This is a genomic window from Cystobacter fuscus DSM 2262 (assembly GCF_000335475.2).
Classification (GTDB): domain Bacteria; phylum Myxococcota; class Myxococcia; order Myxococcales; family Myxococcaceae; genus Cystobacter; species Cystobacter fuscus.
Genome location: NZ_ANAH02000073.1, coordinates 101,550 through 119,788, shown reverse-complemented (window position 1 = coordinate 119,788; position 18,239 = coordinate 101,550). Strand labels below are relative to the sequence as shown.

The 18,239-nt window shown below is 68.9% G+C and carries 6 protein-coding genes; all 6 read right to left on the bottom strand.

Annotated elements, in window-relative coordinates:
* Positions 1 to 44 precede the first annotated feature (44 nt).
* From D187_RS58605 to D187_RS47735, 6 genes are read right to left on the bottom strand one after another with little or no spacing between them, the layout of a single operon-like run.
* Positions 45 to 548 carry a hypothetical protein gene (locus D187_RS58605; RefSeq protein ID WP_043435624.1) on the bottom strand — a complete coding sequence of 168 codons (504 nt, stop codon included), beginning with the start codon at positions 546 to 548 and terminating at the stop codon, positions 45 to 47.
* A complete protein-coding gene (locus tag D187_RS47755; RefSeq protein ID WP_002624482.1) occupies positions 548 to 1,690 on the bottom strand; it encodes an ArsA family ATPase in 1,143 nt (380 codons plus the stop codon). Before D187_RS47755 ends, D187_RS58605 begins: the two co-directional genes overlap by 1 nt.
* A 48-nt stretch (positions 1,691 to 1,738) precedes the next feature.
* Positions 1,739 to 2,833: a patatin-like phospholipase family protein gene (locus tag D187_RS47750; RefSeq protein WP_043435622.1), complete on the bottom strand. Its 1,095-nt coding sequence runs from the start codon at positions 2,831 to 2,833 to the stop codon at positions 1,739 to 1,741.
* Positions 2,833 to 7,155 carry a non-ribosomal peptide synthetase gene (locus D187_RS47745; RefSeq protein ID WP_002624480.1) on the bottom strand — a complete coding sequence of 1,441 codons (4,323 nt, stop codon included), beginning with the start codon at positions 7,153 to 7,155 and terminating at the stop codon, positions 2,833 to 2,835. Before D187_RS47745 ends, D187_RS47750 begins: the two co-directional genes overlap by 1 nt.
* Positions 7,152 to 12,665: a type I polyketide synthase gene (locus D187_RS47740; RefSeq protein WP_043435619.1), complete on the bottom strand. Its 5,514-nt coding sequence runs from the start codon at positions 12,663 to 12,665 to the stop codon at positions 7,152 to 7,154. Before D187_RS47740 ends, D187_RS47745 begins: the two co-directional genes overlap by 4 nt.
* 7 nt (positions 12,666 to 12,672) lie before the next feature.
* Positions 12,673 to 18,234, bottom strand: a complete 5,562-nt coding sequence (locus tag D187_RS47735) for a type I polyketide synthase (RefSeq protein WP_002624478.1) — start codon at positions 18,232 to 18,234, stop codon at positions 12,673 to 12,675.
* Positions 18,235 to 18,239 lie beyond the last annotated feature (5 nt).

Below are 18,239 nucleotides of genomic sequence, written 5' to 3'. Positions count from 1 at the left end.
CGGGGCGAGGGAACTCCGTTGGCTCACGGCACGAATGACGCGAATCAAGTCGTGGAAGTGATGATGATCTTCTCCGGAGGCTTGGCGGCTTCGCCAGGATTGCCTTCGTTCGCTGGCGGCGCCGCTGGCGGAGCTGCCGCCGTGCTCGGCTTGGGAGGCTCCGACATGACGGGCGGCCTGGCTCCCGTGCACTTCGCGTAGAGCACCTCCTTGGTCTTGTCCACGATCTCCCCAAGCGACATCACGCGCATGTAGGAGCGATGCTTGTGCGTCCCCATGTGCGCCGCGGGAGCAGGACCGGAGGCGGAAGCGGGGGGACTCCGCCGCGACTCGTCCTGGATCGCCGCGTCGATGTGCTCCAGCTCATTGATCTGGGCATCGATCAAATGCGAGACGCCCTTGAGGAGGTCCTTCCTCGCGCGGAAGAGCTGCTGGACGAAGCCTCTGCCGCCCGGGATGACGGCCTCGGCGAAATCGGCGACCTGCGCCCCATTCTCGGGCGCGGTCCGGAACATCCCACTCGAATGACCCTTGTTCTGCGAAGACATCAGCCACCTCTCTCTTTCCGGAAACTCATGATGAGTCTATCACCTTCCATACGAGCGCCTGCCGTGGGCAGGAGCGCCATCATTCTGGGAAGCAGGATGTTGCGCCGGACGGCCCCCACCCGCACGACGAGCTCTTCCTCGCGCCGGGAGATGTCGATGTCGTCCTTGGTCGTGAAGGGGAGCTTGAGCTCCAGCCGGTACGCATCCACCCCTTCCTTGCTGAACCCGAGGGGGGGCTGCGAGACCATGGGCAGCACCGGATCCTCCCCCTGGTAGAGCTGCTCCATGAAGGCCTCGAGCGGGCCCTCGCCCACCACCTCGCTGGAGTGGAGTGTGGTCTTCAGCACCGGAAGCGGAGCGAAGACGCGCTGGAGCTTCTCGACGTGAGGCTGCTGCGCGCCCTCCCCTCCTGGCGCGAGGCGATTGATGACGACGCAGTCGGTGGTGACACCATAGAGGCTGAAGTAGGTATACGCCCGCTGGGTCTCCTGAACGGATACCTTTCCGGAGGTGGCCACTAGCCGCAGGGTCGTCACGGCCGGGTCACGCAGCAGCTCGTCCACAGCCGCCAGCCTGTCTCGCGCCTCCTGGAGCGCCCCTGGCTCGCGGCAGCTTCTGGCCGTCAGCATCCCACTTCGGGCCTTCCGCGCCGGAGATGACGGCCTCCGGGCATACCAACCCAGAGCCGACGCGCTGCTGACCAGGCGCAGCGCCCCCGTCGTGGACGGACAGTCCACGATGAGCAGCTCGTACCGCTGCTCCCGGAGGAGCTCGCTCAGCCGCAGGAGGGTGACGAGCTCTTCCAGACCAGGAGTGATCGCCACTTCCTCCGCGCTCACGTTCTCCAGCCCCTCTCCCAGGAGCGCGGCCAGGGAGCCGCGTCCGTGACTCCAGCCGCGCCGCAGCTCTTCCTGGACATCGAGCTCCTGGATGTCCAGGTGCTCGTTGATGCGGACTGGCTGTCCCCTGGCGGACGGGAACAGCGGCTCCTCGAGGCCAAAGGTGCTGACCAGGCCCTGGGACAAGCCAAACGAGACAATCCCCGTGCGCACGCCCCGGCGCGACGCCGCCAGGCCGGTCGCGGACGCCACGACTGTCTTCCCGGCGCCACCACTTCCCGTGACAAGAATGAGCCTGGCCACTTCAGTCCACCTTTCCTGGTTCGATTCGTGCGGGGTTTCCCACGTGCGCTAGGCCCCCGCGGGCGACGGACTGGGAGTGGTGTCACCCAGCCAGCCCGACTTCGACACCCACTTCCGCGCTCGCTCGAGATGATCCATGGTGGACTGCGAGGCCAGCAGCATCTGGAGGACCGCCTCCACCTGCTTGAGATCGGTCGCGGAGAGGCGCTTTTCGACGGCGGGGTTCAGCCGGATGTATTCCTTCCGGAGGATCATGCGGCACTGGTAGTGCACGGCCTCCGCGCCCGCCTCGAGCAGCATCTTGATCAGGATCAAGGGGTTGTGGACGTCCAGGAGCCACTTGGCGAAGCCCCAGTTGGCGACGCCGCCATGGAACTCCGGTGCCAGATACGTGGGCATCTGCCCATTGCCCACCGAGAACAGCAGGATGTCCGTCATATCCGGCTGCTCGGTCTCCAGCGTCTCCACCACATCGTTCTTGTTCTTGCGGCCCAGGATGCTGATGCCCTGGGCCAGTCCCACGAGCGACGGATTGTTGGCGAACAATCCTCCGTCCACGTAGCCGCTCCCCTTCTGCTTGAGCCCCTGGTAGATGGGATAGGAGAGTGGCGGCGAGCCGCTCCGCATCAAGACATCCACCACCAGTTCGTCCAGGTCCGCGTCATTTTCAGGGCTGGTGTTGTGGAAGATCTTGGCCTTCCAGGTCCGCATCCCCTTGCGCTTTCCATCGAGCTGGTAGGACGCGATCGCCACCTTGTGCTTGAGGTCCCCGAGCCTCAGCGTCGAGCCGAAGTATTCGCAAAAGAAGTCGCGCATGTAGCTCGAGTCGAGGAGCGCGCTGCCACCCGCCAACGCCTTCAGGAAGCGCCCGGGGGACACTCCCTTCTTGTTCATGGAGACGACCTGGCCCCAGAAGTCGATGATCTTGGCGAGGGCGGCATCCGGATCCGCCTCGGCGGCCAGGAACGCCGCGTTGAAGGCACCCGCCGATGAGCCCGCGAACAGATCCACGGAATTCAGCAGCGGTTGCTTGTTTCCCCTGGAATCGAGCATCTGCCGGAGCGCCCTCAGCAGGCCCGCGGTCACATAACCCTCTCCGCCAGATATGGATGAACCATCCATCGACAGAATTCGATACGGCATCACACCACCTCCCTTGAGTGCTGCTCGTTCAGACCCTTCGCCGACATCTCTGCCCGAGGGGCTCCATGGCTCGAGGCCGCGGCCAGAACCTTATCCAGACATTCTTGCAATCGGAGTGCAAGCGTCATGACATTTCTCTCATCCATGACGAGAGTCATGTGATTGCCCGGTACCGAAATCACTTCCACACCCGCCCGGGCGAACCTGCGCACACTCTCGACGAGCGTGTCCACCCCAATCGCCGGAGGGCCCGCGCGGAAGAGCGTGGCGGGACCTCCGTACGAGGAGAACGTGTAGAGGCGCTCGGCCTGCATGGTCACAATGAAGTTCCGGGCGGTCCGCGCCGCGTCCCGCAGGAACCTCCAGAGGTAGGTGCGCTGGCCGTCCGTGTCCCTGCGGAACAGCTCCCCGAGAGACTCGGGCAGGCTGATGCCCATCCACTCCCCCACGAGCCTCACGTTTTCATAGTCACGTGGCAGCGGGGCCTCCGTCAGCACCTTCACCATCTGTGAGCTGGCGAAGAACCCCTCCCCGTTCTCCCCATTGTCCCGAGCGGCCTGCCGGTCGAGCGCCGCGCCATCGATCAGCCCAAGCAGCGCGACCTGCTCTCCCATCGCCTCGAGCTGCCGCGCCATCTCACACACGATGATGCCGCCGAACGACCACCCCGCGAGCCGGTACGGTCCGTGTGGCTGGATCTGCCGCATGGCGTCCACGTAGAGCGCGGCCGTCTCCTCGATCGTCTCCGGGGGCCGCAGGTCGTCCATGACGCCCGGCATCTGGAAGCCGAAGACGGGCTGCTCCGGACTCAAGTAGCGCGCCAGGGAGACGTAGACGGCCGGGCTGCCGGCGGAGGGCGGAGCGAAGAACAGCGGTGGCTTGTTTCCCAGGGGCTTCAACGCCACCACGCAGTTGGGTAGCCGCAGGGCCAACGCGGACTGGGCTCCCGAGTGCGCGTCCATCCAGCGGGCCAGCTCCTCGACCGTGGGACGCTCGAAGACCTCGTTGAGAGGAACCTCGACGCCCAGACGGGACCGGATGCGCGCGATGAGGGTGACGGCGAGCAGCGAGTGTCCTCCCAGCTCGAAGAAGCTCGCGTTGGGCGCCACGGTGCCGAGCCCCAACAACTCGCCGAAGAGGGCCTGGAGCTGACGCTCCGTCTCGCTGCTGCCCACCGACCGCACCAGGGCACTGGCCTCATGCTCTCGTTCGGGCAGTGGTGGCAGGGCCTTGCGGTCGATCTTCCCGCTGGGCGTGAGCGGCAGTGCCTCGAGGATCACGAAGGCCGCCGGGATCATGTACTCGGGGATCACCCCGTGGAGGGACTTCCGGAGCGCCTCCTTCAGCGCGCCCTCCGCCTGGGCGCCCCACGTGCGCGGCTCGACGTAGGCCACCAGGCGCGGCTCTCGGCCCGGCGCGCGCTGCAACACCACGGCGGCCTGAACCACCTGGGGGTGCCGCCCGAGGGCCGACTCGATCTCCCCCGGTTCCACCCGATGACCGCGGATCTTGAGCTGATCATCCAGCCGGCCCAGGTACTCGATCCGGCCGTCCGGGAGATGACGGGCGAGATCCCCCGTACGGTAGAGCCGGGCGCTCCCGGAGCCGGGGGTCTCCAGCTCGAAGGGGTTGGGGATGAACCGCTCGGCCGTCAGCTCCGGACGTCCCAGATAGCCTCGGGCCAGTCCGACCCCGCCGATGTGGAGCTCGCCGGGCACGCCGATGGGTACCGGCTGTCGATTCCGGTCCAGGATGTAGAGCTGCGTGTTGGCGATCGGCCGGCCGATGGGAATCCGCTCCGGGAGCGGCCCGTCACCCGGGAGCAGCTCCTCGATGCAACAAGCCACGGCCGCCTCGGTCGGACCGTATTCGTTGATGATGCGGGTGGCGATGCGCTGCCGCCGCCAGGTGGTCAGGTCCACTCCGTGCAGGCCCTCGCCACCGAGCACGGCCGCGTGCGCCCGCTCGAGTACCCTCTGGGCACGGCCGAGGCCATCGAAAGCCCTGAGGTGGGAGGGCGTCATCTTGATGAAGCTGAATCCCCCCTCGGGATAGTCCTCCGAGGTCAACAGCTCGAGTTCCTTGCCGCGCGGAAGCAGGAACAGGGCGCGTCCCGCGAGCAACGGGGCGAAGAGGCTCGTCAGGGTGCCATCGAAGCTGACGGAGCCGAGCACCGGGCTTCCCGTGCCCTCCTGGAGCTTGTAGGCATCGACGCACCACTTCAGGTAGTTGACGATGCTCCGGTGGGTGATCTCCGTGCCCTTCGGCTGCCCCGTCGAGCCCGAGGTGTAGAGGATGTACGCGAGATGATCGGGGCCCACCTCGCGGCGGAGCTGCTTCCCGGTGGATTCCGGGAGCGCCTCGTCCACCGGGATGACCGTGAAGCTCCCCAGCGCCGAGAGCCGTCCCGAGAGCTCGCCCGAGGAGAGCACCACCCGAGGCCTCGCATCGCCGAGGATGCGCCGGAGCCGATCGGAGGGCTCGCCAGGATCGAGCGCGAGGAACGCGCCGCCGGCCTTGAGCACCGCCAGCAAGCTCACGATCAGCTCCGGTGAGCGCTCCAGGTAGATGCCGACGACCACCTCGGGCCCGATCCCCAGCTCCTGCAGGTACACCGCGAGCCGATCACTGTGTTGATCGAGCTCGCCATGGGTGAGCTCCCAGTCATCCACGACGACGGCGCATGCATCGGGTGACCGCAGGGCCTGGGCCTCGATCAACTCGTGCAGACACTGGCTGCCAGGGTAGTCCTTCCGGGTGTCGTTCCACTGCCGCAGCACGCGCTCGCGGCTGGCCGCGGAGAGCAGCGGAAGCCCGGCGATCGGCCGCTCGGGTTCGCGCAGGAGCCCCTCGAGGAGCGTCTGGAAGCACTCCACGTAGTGTTCGATGGTTCCCCGATCGAAGAGATCGCGGTTGAACACGAACCGTCCCGTGAGCCGGTCCCCATGATCTTCCACGAAGAGGTTGAGATCGAAGCGGGAGGTGGTGGTCTCGAACTCCAGCGGCTGGAGCTTCACCCCGCCCTGCTCCGGATATCCACCCGGCACCCGGACCCAGGAGAACACGGTCTGGAACAACGGGTTGTAGCCGGGGTTTCTCGGTGGCTTCAGCTCCTCGACGAGGAGATCGAAGGGCAGGTCCTGATGCTCGAAGGCCTCGAGCACCACCTCGCGGACGCGCTCCACCAGCGTCGAGAAGCCGAGGCCGCCTCCGCAGTCCACCCGCATCACCAGGTTGTCCACGAAGAAGCCCACCAGGGGCTCGAGCTCATTCCGGCTCCGGTTGATGGAGTTGGCCCCCAGGGCCAGGTCATCCCGTCCCGTGAGCCGATGCAGGAGCGCGAAGAACGCGGCCAGCATGCCCATGAAGGGCGTGGCGTTGGCGGCATGGCTCGAGGCCTTCAAGAGCTCCGTGAGCCGAGGCGCGAGCTCGAAGGGGACCTCTCCCCCCGCGTAGGTCTGCACCCGGGGGCGCGCGCGATCCGCGGGGAGCTCGAGCAGCGGAGGCAACCCGGCGAGCTTCTTCCGCCAGTAGTCCACGAGCTTCCGGCGGCCCTCGCCCTTCAGGAAGTCCCGCTGCCAGATGGCGAAGTCGGAGTACTGGATCTCCAGGGGCGGCAGCGGGGACGGCTGCCCACCGCCGAAGGCGGCGTAGAGCGTCATGAGCTCCCGAACGAGGATCCCTCGCGCCCACTCGTCCGCCGCGATGTGGTGCATGCAGACCTGGATGAACTGACCCTCGGGCCCCCGATCGATCACCAGGAGTCGAACCACCGGGCCCCTGGAGAGATCGAAAGGCCGCTCGCCCTCTCGCTGGAGGAAGACCTCCATCCCTCGCGGCTCGACGGCGAGCACCTCTCTCTCGTCGAGCACGCGGAACTCGATCCGCGGCTCGGGATCGACGATCTGGACGGGCACCCCCTCCTGCTCGGCGTAACGCGTGCGGAGGATCTCGTGGCGGCGGATGATCTCGATGAAGCAGCGCTCCAAGAGCCTCGCATCGAGGTGGCCGTCGACTCGCAGCGGCATCACCAGGTTGTAGGCGGAGCTTCCGGGCTCCAGGCGGTCAAGGAACCACAGCCGCTGTTGCCCATAGGAGAGAGGCGCGGGCCCACCACGCGGGACCGGGGTGATGGCGACCGTCGACTTCCGCCGATCGCGCGCATGCAGCAGCTCGAGGAGCCCGCTCTTGTGCTCGGCCAGCGCCCTCCGCAGCCCCTCATCGGCGGCACCCTTCGGGCCCCGAAGCCGCAGGGACTCGCCTTCCGCCCAGACTTCGAGGCCTCGTCGATTCAGCTCGACGAGCAACTCCCCCAGACTCATAGCGTCAGCTCCTCGAGTTCGTCGGACGCGGCAGGGGCACGAGCGAGCAGCGCGTCGAGTTCGAGCTGCGTGTGGAGCGCCTCCACGATTCCGTCGAGGGAGGTTCCATCGATGAAGCGGGCCATGGGCAGCTCCACGCCCAGCTCGCGCCCGATGCGGTTCTTCAGCTCGACCGCGCGCAGCGAGTCGAGCCCCATCTCGTTGAGTGAAATCTCCTTCCGCAGCACTTCATGCTCCGGAGCGAACCCCAGCAGGGGCGCCAGCCGACCCTGGACATAGCGCGCCAGCAGCACACGCCGACGCGTGCTGTCCGCCCGCTTGAGCTCATCCAGCAGCTCATGCATTCGCGAGGCGCCAACGGAGCGGGGCTGCTCGGGCATGAGCCCGGAGAACAAGGGGCCGTGGCCCGGCGAGGCGGTTGCCTCCGTGGCGGAGACATTGAAGGGCACCACGCCCATCTGGGTGACCTCCCGCGCCAGGAGCTCCTCGAGGATCCGCAGCGCCTGCTGGGGAGGGATGCTGGAGGCGTCCGAGGCCGAAATGCCCCCCCTGGATGACGTCTTCGACGCCATTCCCGCCCCTGCCCACCGCCCCCAGTTGATGCTGAGCGCCGGCAGCCCTCGCCTGCTCCGGTGATGCGCCAGCGCATCGAGGAAGCCGTTGGCCGCCACATAGTTGGCCTGCCCCGCCACGCCAATGAGTGACGCCGCGGATGAGTACATCACGAAGAGATCGAGCGGGAGCTGGGCCGTGGCGAGGTGCAGGTTCCACGCGCCCAGCGCCTTCGGCGCGAACACACGCGAGAAGCGCTCCCGATCCTGGAGCAACATCACCCCGTCATCCAGCACGCCCGCCGAGTGGAAGATTCCCCGCAGCCGGGGTCCGCGAGCGGAGATCTCCTCCACGAGGCACTGGACGTCCTCCGGACGCGAGATGTCGGCCCGGGCCACGGTGACCTGACAGCCACTCGCCGTCAGCGCGGAGATCGTGGCCTTCGCCTCATCCCCCGGCTCCCCACGGCCGGTCAGGACCAGATGACGGGCCCCAGACCTCACCAGCCACTGCGCGGTGGCCAGCCCGAGGGCACCCATGCCGCCCGTGATGAGATACGTCCCGTCCGCCAGGATCCGCACCGGTGTGGCCCGGCTCGAGATCTTGCCAGGCCGCGCGAGCCGGGCTCCCAGGAGCTGGCCACCGCGCAGGGCCATCATGTTCTCCTCGGGAGGCTCGACGATGAGTTGGAACAGCCTCGCGGGCGCATCCTCATGGGTGTCCAGGTCCACCAGCCGGCAGCCAAACTCCGGATGCTCGATCGCGGCGGCGCGGCCGAGTCCCCAGATCGGCACCTGGGCGAGGCCCTCCACGGCATCCGCCGGAGCAGCCGCGACGGCCCCACGCGTTGCCAGCCACAGCACGGGCCGCTGAGCCCAGGTGGCGCGAGCCATGGCCTGGGTGAGGTGGAGCACTCCCGCCGTGCCGCGCGCGGTGGCGTCCGCCAGTCCCTCGGCGGAGAGCTCCGTCGCCCCGCGCTCGTCGAGTCCCCACAAGCAGGCAACGACCGTCGGCGCCGCGCCTCCCTCGGAGACCTCCCGCAGCAGCCTGTCGAAGCTCGCCGCATCGGTCGGATCGAGACGGTAGTGGCTCGGGTCGATGCGCTCGTAGCCCGCTCCCTGGGTCACCGTCACGCAGGTCCCGGAGTGTTGCAGCACCCGCTCCTTCAACTGCGTCGCGACGCCGCCCGAGTCCGCCAGCAGCAACCAGCGACCGGGCCGGGTCGGGATCTGCTCGCGCGCCCAGGGAGCGCGCTGCTCACGCCACACCAGCTCGAAGAGGGACTCCCGCCATGAGTCCGAGAGCGAGGCCATGACCGCGCTCCGGTCGAACTGCTTCAGCAGCAGGCCCTCCACCTCGGCGATGGGCTCTCCGTCCTCGTCGAAGATCCGCAGGTCGGTGCTCAGCACCTCGGAGGAAGCCAGGGAACGCTCGTCGCCCCGGACGTGCACCCAGACGCTGCTACCGGGCTTCTTGAACCAGCGCAGCCGCTCGATCCCGACTGGAATCCGTTGCCGGTTTTCCCCCTGGGCCTGAACCCCCTCCATGAACACGGCCGCGACCGCCTGGAAGCAGGCATCGAGGATCAGGGGATGCAGCCAGTAATTCCCCACTCCCAGGATGTGGCTGTCGGGTAGCCGGACATGCGCGAGGCAGCCGTTCTTCTCGAACCTCAGCTCGTCGATGCCCTGGAACGACGGGCCGTACTCGAGCCCACCGCGCTCCATCATCTCGTAGAACGACGCGGCCGGGCGCGGTGGCGAGAACCGCGGGAACAGCTCCTTCGCGAGCTCGACACGCGCCCCTCGCTCGAGGCCCTCCGCGACCCGACCGTGGGCGAGGCGGACCCAGCTCCGATCCGCGCCGGTTCCCTGGCTGTAGATCTCGAAGCGAGTGCTCCCCTCTTCCGGTGTCAGTACCGTCTGGACGTCACTCTTCACGGCCTCCTTGAACACCAGCGGCCGCTCCAGCTCGATCGCTTTCAGCTCGATCGGCCGCTCTCGCGGATCCGCATGGTGCGCGGCGCTGAGCGCCATCTCGACGTAGCAGGCGGCCGGGAGCAACGTCGCCCCGAGCACGCGGTGCTCTCCGATGAAGGCGGGCTCGCGAGCGCTCAGGTGGGCCGCGAACCGTGCCTCCTTCGCTCCGGCGAGCGCCAGGGGGGCGCCCAACAGCGGATGCACGTTGCCGCCAGAGGACTCACGCTCCACCATGTACTTCCCGTACTGCCCGGAGCCCCCGTCCCCGACATTGATCCAGTAACGCTCTCGCTGGAAGGGATATGTCGGCAGGATGAGCGGCCGACGCTCGAAGGGCACATCGAAAGCGGCCCAGTCGATCTCGCAGCCGCGCACATACAGCTCCCTCAGGCTGGAGAGCATCTGCGCCGTCTCTCCCTCCGCGGGGCGCAGGCTCGGGTTCCAGCTCAGCTCGTCCGCCTCCGGGAAGACCCGGCGCCCGATTCCCGCCAGGACCGGAGCCGGACCCACCTCGAGGAACATCCGGTGTCCCTGCTCGCGCAGGAGAGACAGCCCCTTGGCGAAGAGGACGGGCTGCCGGAGGTGACGGCACCAGTATTCGGGCCGGGTGATCTCGTCGACCACGAACCGGCCCTCCAGGGTGGACACCAGCGGGATGCGCGGCGCCGAGAACTCCACCCCGCGGAACGCCTCGGCCAGTGAGCCGAGCACCGGCTCCATGTGCGGAGAATGGTAACCCTGGGAGATACGCAGGAGCTTGCGGTGGATCCCCCGCCGCTCGAACTCCTCCGCCACCTTCAGGACGGCGGACTTGTCTCCAGAGATGACCATGTCCTCCGGGCCGTTGATCGCCGCGAAGGAGACGCTCCCGGCGTAGGGCGCGATGGCCTGGGTCACGGTCTCCAGATCGGCGGCGATCGCCAGCATCGCGCCCTCCCCCGGAGCCTGACTCACGAGCCGCGCGCGCTCCACGACCAACCGCAGCGCCTCCTCGATGCTGAAGACGCCCGCGACGACGGCCGCCGTGTACTCACCCAGGCTGTGTCCGATCAGCACTTCCGGAACGACGCCCCACGAGGCCCACAGCTCCGAGAGCGCGTACTCGAGCGCCACGAGCGCGGGCTGGGCATGGCACGAGTCTTCCAGGAGGGTGGCGGACGCCTCACCGAAGAGGATGGCCTCGAGCCGGTGCTCGAGCAGCCCCTCGAGCACTTTCGAGCATCGCTGCAGCGCCGTGCGGAACACCGGCTGGGTCTCGTACAGCTCCCGGCCCACGCCCGGATGGAGCGAGCCCTGCCCCGTGAACAGGAAGACCGGCCTCGGGCTCTCCGTCCCCCGCCGTGCCTCGCGCTTGGGGCGGATCTTCTCGGCACGCAGCCGCGCCAGGCCCGCCCGCAGCTCGGCGGCGGTGGCTCCCGACACGGCCGCGCGGTGCTCGAAGTGGGAGCGGCCCACATTGGCCGTGTAGCACCAGTCCCCCAGCGCCACGTCGTCCGGCAGGGCACGCTCGTGCTCTTCCACCAACGCGTCGAGGGAGGCCTCCGTCTTGGCCGACATCGTCAGGACATGGACAGGACGCTCCTTCTCCACCGGCGTCCGGGTCAGAAGAGGGGCCTCCTCCAGCACCACGTGGACGTTGGTGCCGCTGAAGCCGAAGCTGCTGAGCCCCGCGATCCGGCGCCGCTGCCCCCGGGGCCATGGCTGCGCGGCCGTCGGGATGGTCACCGGCAGATCGTCCCAGCGGATGTTCGGGTTGGGCCGCACGAAGTGGAGGTGCGCCGGGATGACCTCGTTCTGCATCGCCAGGAGCACCTTGATCAGCCCCGCGATCCCAGCGGCGGCCTCCAGGTGCCCGATGTTCGTCTTCACCGAGCCCACGAAGAGCGGCTCTTTTCTCTCGGACTTGCGTCCGAAGACCGCGCGCAGCGCCTCCATCTCGATCGGGTCCCCCAGAGAGGTCCCCGTCCCGTGCGCCTCGACGTAACCCACCTGGCCGGGCTCCACGCCACAGCCCTCCATCGCCATCCGGATGACGCGCTCCTGCGAGCGTCCGTTCGGCACCATCAGCCCGCTGCTCCGACCATCGTGGGTGATCGCCGAGCCCCGGATGAGACCCAGGATCGAATCCCCCTTGGCCAGCGCGTCCGACAGGCGCTTGAGCACGACGACGCCACAACCCTCGCCGCGCGCGAAGCCATCCGCGGACGCATCGAAGGTCTTGCACCGCCCATCGACCGCCAGCATGCGGTTCTGGCACTCGGACATCATGGTGACGGGCGAGAGGCTCAGGTTGACGCCGCACGCGAGCGCCAGCTCACTCTCGTCGTTGCGCAGGCTCTGGCAGGCGAGATGGATGGCGACCGCGGAGGATGAGCAGGCGGTGTCCACCGTGAGCGCGGGACCCTGGAAGCCCAGCGTGTGCGCGAGCCGCCCCGCCGCCATGGAGGGGTAGTTCAGGGAGGCCGACTGCATGTCCACGCCCACGGTGATGCCGAGCAGGTTGTAGTCGTTGTGCATCATCCCCACGAAGATGCCGGTCCGGCTCCCGACGAGCTCCGCGGGAGGAAGGCCCGCTCGCTCCAGGGCCTGCCAGCACCCCTCGAGCAGCAGGCGCTGCTGCGGATCCATGTCCTTCGCGTCACGCGGTGGGATCCCGAAGAAGCCGGGCTCGAACAGGTCGACGTCTTCGATGAAGGCGCCACGGCGCGTGTACATCTTGCCCGGGACGCCCGGGGTGGGATCGTAGAACGCGTCGATGTCCCAGCGATCCGGAGGGACCTCCCGGGTCGCGTCCTTCCCCTCCTTGAGCAACTCCCAGAAGGTCTCGGGCAGCCCCCCTCCTCCCGGAAACCGGCAGGACATCCCGACCACCGCGATCGGCTCCGCGGCCAGGAGTTCCTTCTTGGAGCGAAGCTGGCTCGCCAGATAGGCAAGCTTCACGGGGGGTAGCTCTGAAATGCGTGTGGATAGTTTCGCCATCACGTCCTCAGCTGGAGAGCGCGCTCTCCAGCTCCTGGTCGATGAGTGAGGTCAATTCCTGCTCCGACAAACCCTGGATCTCGGCGGCGAGCGCCTCCTGCGCCTGCCGCGGGGCCTCCTCCGGCTTCTGAGCATCCACGCCCATTCCCAGCTCTCCGGCCAGGTGCGCGACGAGCCCGTTCACCGTGGGAAAGTCGAAGACGAGGGTCGAACGGAGGTTCCTGCCGAGGCTGCTCATGAGCCGGTTCCTGAGCTCGACCGCCAGCAGCGAGTCGACACCCAGCTCGAACAAACGCTCACCGCCCGCGATCTTCTCCGACTCCGCCAGGCCCAGGGTCGTGGCGACCAGCCGCTCCACATGCTGGCGCAGCAGCTCCATCCGCCGGTTCGGCAGGGCCGCGTCCAACTGCTGGCGGAAGGCCGAAGGCTGCTCCCGGAGTGGCACCCCACCGACGAAGGCCTGGATGAGCGCCTGGCTCGCCAATCCCGGCAACTGCTGCGTCAGGAGGGTCCAGTCCACGGGGAAGACGCCGAGCTGGGGGCTCGCCCCGCCCAGAAGCCGCTCGAGGATGCTCAGCCCCTGCGCCACCGGGATGAATCCAAAGCCCAGGGCACCCGGGCGCCCCGTGTCCGCCTGGACGAGCCGCGCGGCCATTCCAGCCTCGGCCCAGGAGCCCCAGTTGATCGTCGTCGCGGGCTTGCCCTGAGCGTGCCGCAGGTGGGCCAGCGCGTCGAGGAAGGCATTCGCGGCGACGTAGTTGGACTGGCCTGGAGTGCCGATGAGCGAGGCGACCGAGGAGAAGCAGACGAAGAAGTCCAGCTCCAGCCCAGCGCTGAGCTCGTGCAGATTCCATGCGCCCTGGACCTTGGAGGCCATGACCTCGCGGAAGTGCTCGGCCGTCTGGTTGCCAATGGTGCCGTCGCGGAGCACCCCCGCGGAGTGGAAGATGCCACGCAGGGGCGGCGTACTTCGCATCCCGTTCAGGACCTCCGCCACTTCCTCGCGCGAGGAGAGATCCACGAGAGCGACCTGGACGCGCACCCCCCGCGCCTCCAGCGCCTCGAGCTGCCCCTGGACCTCTGGTGAAGGACCCCGTCGCCCCAGCAGGACGAGGTGACGGGCCCCCCGGTCCGCCAGCCACACGGCGAGACGGAGCCCGAGCCCACCCAGACCACCCGCGATGAGATAGGAAGCCTCCGCGGAGATGGCCGACTTCTTCTCCGGGCTCGCGCGAAGCCGGGCGCGCCCGAGCCGCGCGGTGTACAGGGCCCCGCCGCGCACGGCCACCTGGGTCTCTCCCTCCGGGAGGAAGAGAGCGCGCACGAACGCTCCGAGTTCCTCGCGACGCGGCTCCCCCGCCAGATCGACGCGAAGGCACCGCAGCTCCGGCAGCTCGGTGGCCACGGCCTGGCCGAAGCCCCACAGCGGGGCCTGGGCGATGCGCGGAGCCCGTACGTCGGAGGGCAGGCGCTGGGTCCCCCGTGTGACGATGACGAGCCGGGGCATCGTGGCCCACGAGGTCCGCCCCAGGGCCTGCGTCAGGTGCAGCGCGCCCAGGCAACCTGGGATCTGCGCGGCCTCGAGCCCGGCCAGCGAGAACCCGGTATCCAGGTCCTCATCGAGCCCCCACAGGTAGAGGAGTCCGGTGGGGGGCTCGCCCTCCCAGGCCGACAGCAACTGACTGAAGTGGGCAGCGGAGCCGGGATCGAGACGAACTCCGTCCGGGCCACTGCTGAACTCGTGCCCCCTGCGCACCAGGGTGCAGCGATCCCCACGCTGCGTGAGCACCTCCATGAGCTCGGCGCCGAAGCCCCCCTCATCGGCGAAGAGCACCCAGCTCTGGCTGGCGGGGCGGGACTCCTCCGTGGCCGCGTGCGGGGTCCAGGTGAGCTGGTACAGCCAATCCATGAAGTCGCTGTCGAGGCCGCGCAGCAACACTTCCCTCTCGGCCTTGCGCACGGAGAGCCCCGTGAGCGCGGCGACCACCGTGCCGTCCTCGGCACACAGGGTCATGTCGGTGACGGGGTGCCCCACCGAGCCCTCCACGACACGCTGCCGGGCATGGGTCCAGATCCGCTCCGGCAGCGGCCGGTAGAGCTCGAGCCTTTGGAGGCCGACCGGCAGGTGCAGCGCATCGCCTGGCGACAGCGGCGTGATCGCGGCCCCTGTCCGCAGACACGCGTCGAACAAGGCCGGATGGACGCGGTAGCTCCCGCTCCGCTCCTCCACCTGGCTGAACGAGAGCGCGGCGCCTGGTCCCCGGTGGAGCGACGACAGCACTTGCAGCGAGGGCCCGTAGTCCAGTCCCCGCTGGCCGATCGCCGCGGTGAGCTCCTCGATGGAGACGGGTGTGGGGCAGCTCTGGCGCCACGCCTCCCGCTCGGCCGAGGGTGGGAGCGCGCTCAGCGCCGAGACACGGCAGGTCAGGTGGGTGATCCAAGGGGCGCGCGCGCCAGCTCCCTCCTCCGAGCGCTCGTCCCCCTTGCTCACCACCTTGCACGTGAAGCCCGCCTCCCCCTGGCTCTCCAGGAGGGTCTGGACAACCCGCGCCTGCGCCTCGGGCAGGACCAGGGGCTGGTGGATCGAGAGCTCCTCCAACGTCAGGGCGTCCGTGCCGAGCTGCTGCGCCGCCGCCGAGGCCACCATCTCCACGAGCGCCGCGGCGGGAACCACCGCCTTGCCGTAGACGCGGTGATCGGTCAGGAAGGGCAAGGCTCCCGCCGTGAGCTCGCTGGAGAAGACCGTGGTCCCCTCCCTCAGCGCCGCGGAGTCCCACCGGGCACCCAGCAAGGGGTGGAGCGCGGAGCGTCTGCCCTGGCGGGACCAGGGCGCGGGGGCATCCAGCCAGTACCGCTGGCGCTCGAACGGGTAGGTCGGCAGGGCGACCCGCACGCGACCGTAGCCGGCATCGAAGCGCGCCCAGTCCACCCCCGCGCCGCGCACGTGGAGCTCGGAGAGGGAGCGGAGCAGGCCCGCCCAGTCCGAGCGGCGCGCGTGCAGCGTCTCCAGCCACAGCGCCTCCCCCGAGGCCACGACATCCCGCGCGAGGTTCAACAAGGACGGCTTCGGGCCGATCTCGAGGAAGACGCGCACGCCTCGGCGGACGAGCGCCTGGATCCCGTCGGCGAAGCGAACGGGCTGGAGGACGTGACGGGCCCAGTAGCCGGGCTGAGTGAGGGCTTCACCCCCCTCCGCGCCATCGAGGTTGGAGATCAACGCGACCCGAGGCGTCTGGAACCGCACGCGGCTGGCCGCGCGCTCGAACTCCGCCACCATCGGCTGCATCAGCGGCGAGTGGAACGCGTGCGAGACCTTCAGGCGTCGGCTCTCGATTCCCTCGGCGGCCAGCTCCTGGGCGATGGCCTCGACCGAGGCCTCCTCTCCGGAGATCACGATGTTGCGCGGCCCGTTGATGGCCGCCAGGCTCACCCGGGGATGGCCGGCGATCGCCCGGACCACGCGCGCCTCCTCGGCGAACACGGCCCGCATCGCGCCCCGCTCGGGCAGCCCCTGCATCAGCCGGGCGCGCTCGGCGACCAACGGCAGGCCCGCCTCGGGCTCCAAGGCTCCGGCGAAGATGGCCGCCGCGTACTCGCCCACGCTGTGGCCCAGGACCGCATCGGCCCGCAGCCCCCACGAGCGCAGCAGTCCCGCCAGGGCAAGCTCCAGGGCCACGAGCGCCGGCTGGGTGTACCGGGTCTCGTCCAGGGCACCGCTGCCCTCCTGGAAGAGCACCTCGGTCAGCGGCCGCTCGAGGTGAGGCTTCAGGATCTCTTCATAGCGGAGAAGGTCGCGACGGAAGCCCGGGTGCGTCTCGAACAGCTCCCGGCCCATTCCCACGTACTGGGCTCCCTGGCCGGTGAAGAGGAACGCGATGCGCGGCGCCCCGGCTTCCTTCCGTCCCTCGGCGCGAGTCTCGGGGGTGCCGGGCTCGCCGCGGCCGAACGCGCGCAGCGCGGCCACCATCTCCTCGGCGCCCGGCGCCACGAAGGCCACGCGCTCCTCCATCGCGCTCCGTCCGAGGTTCGCCGTGTGGCAGACGTCCGCGAGCGCTCCCTTGCTCGCCCCGGACAGTTCCTCCGCGATCGAGTCCGCCAGCCGGCGCAGGCTCCCACCCGACCGGGCCGAGAGCGCCAACAGGTGCAGCGGGCGCTCCACGCCCTGGGGGAGCTCCCGCGGGCGCGGCGCCGACTCGAGGACGATGTGCGCATTCGTCCCCGAGAAGCCGAACGAGCTCACGGCGGCGAAGCGCGGCTCCGCCCCCTGCCAGCTCCGCCGCGTGGTCGGAACCTCGACGAACAGCCGGCTCCAGTCGACGTGGGGCGTGGGGTTGCGCAAGTGGAGGTGAGGCGGGATCTCCTCGTTCGCCAGACACAGGGCCGACTTGATCAAGCCCGAGATCCCCGCCGCTCCCTCGAGGTGGCCCAGGTTCGTCTTCACCGAGCCGACCACCAGCGGCTGCTTCCGACTGGCCCTGTCACCGTAGACGGAGGCGAGCGCCTCCAACTCGATGGGGTCGCCGAGCGCCGTCCCGGTGCCGTGCGCCTCGACATAGCCCACCTGCCGTGCTTCGACCTGGGCATCCCGGAGCGCATCCTGGATCACGTGCTGCTGGGCGAGCCCGTTCGGAACGGTGATCCCACTGGTCCGGCCATCCTGGTTGACGGCCGAGCCTCGGAGCACCGCGATGATGGGATCGCCGTCCGCCAGGGCATCCGAGAGGCGTCGCAGGAAGACCAGTCCGCAGCCCTCGCCCCTTCCAATCCCGTTGGCCGCGGCGTCGAAGGTCTTGCAGCGCCCGTCAGGCGAGAGCATGTGGGTCCGCGACTCGATCAACGTCGCGATCGGAGAGAGCACCAGGTTCACGCCGCCCGCGAGCGCGAAATCGGTCTCACGCTGTCTCAGACTCCGGATCGCGAGGTGGACCGCGACGAGCGACGAGGAGCACGCCGTGTCGAGCGTGAGGCTGGGGCCCTGGAAGCCAAAGGTATAGGAGAGACGGCCCGAGGCGATGCTCGGGCTGTTCCCAGAGCCCGTGTGGGCGTCGATCAGCTCCGGGGACTGGGTGGCGATCTGGGTGTAGTCCTGCCCCATCATGCCGATGAACACGCCCGTCCGTGTCCCGCTCAGCGAGGAGGGACTGCGCCCGGAGCGCTCCATCGCCTCCCACGCGACCTCCAGCAAGAGCCGGTGCTGGGGATCCATCCGCGCCGCCTCGCGCGGGGAGATCCCGAAGAACCTCGGCTCGAACTGGTCGATCTCCCGCAGGAAGCTGCCGTACCGGCAATAGATCCTCCCCGGTTGATCCGGATCGGGGTGGTAGAAGCCGTCCGCGTTCCAGCGCTCGGGTGGAACCCCGGTGATGGTGTCCGTGCCCTCGGAGAGCAGGCGCCAGTAGCCCGCCGGGTCCGAGACCCCACCCGGGAACCGGCACCCCATGCCGACGATGGCGATGCCCTCGTGCCGCTCCCGCTCGTAGGAGTCGATCTTCGATTGCGCCTCCTGCAACTTCAGGAGCGCTCGCTTCATCAAGTCGCCGTAGCTCGTATCGTTTCCTTGCCCTGACATGGCGT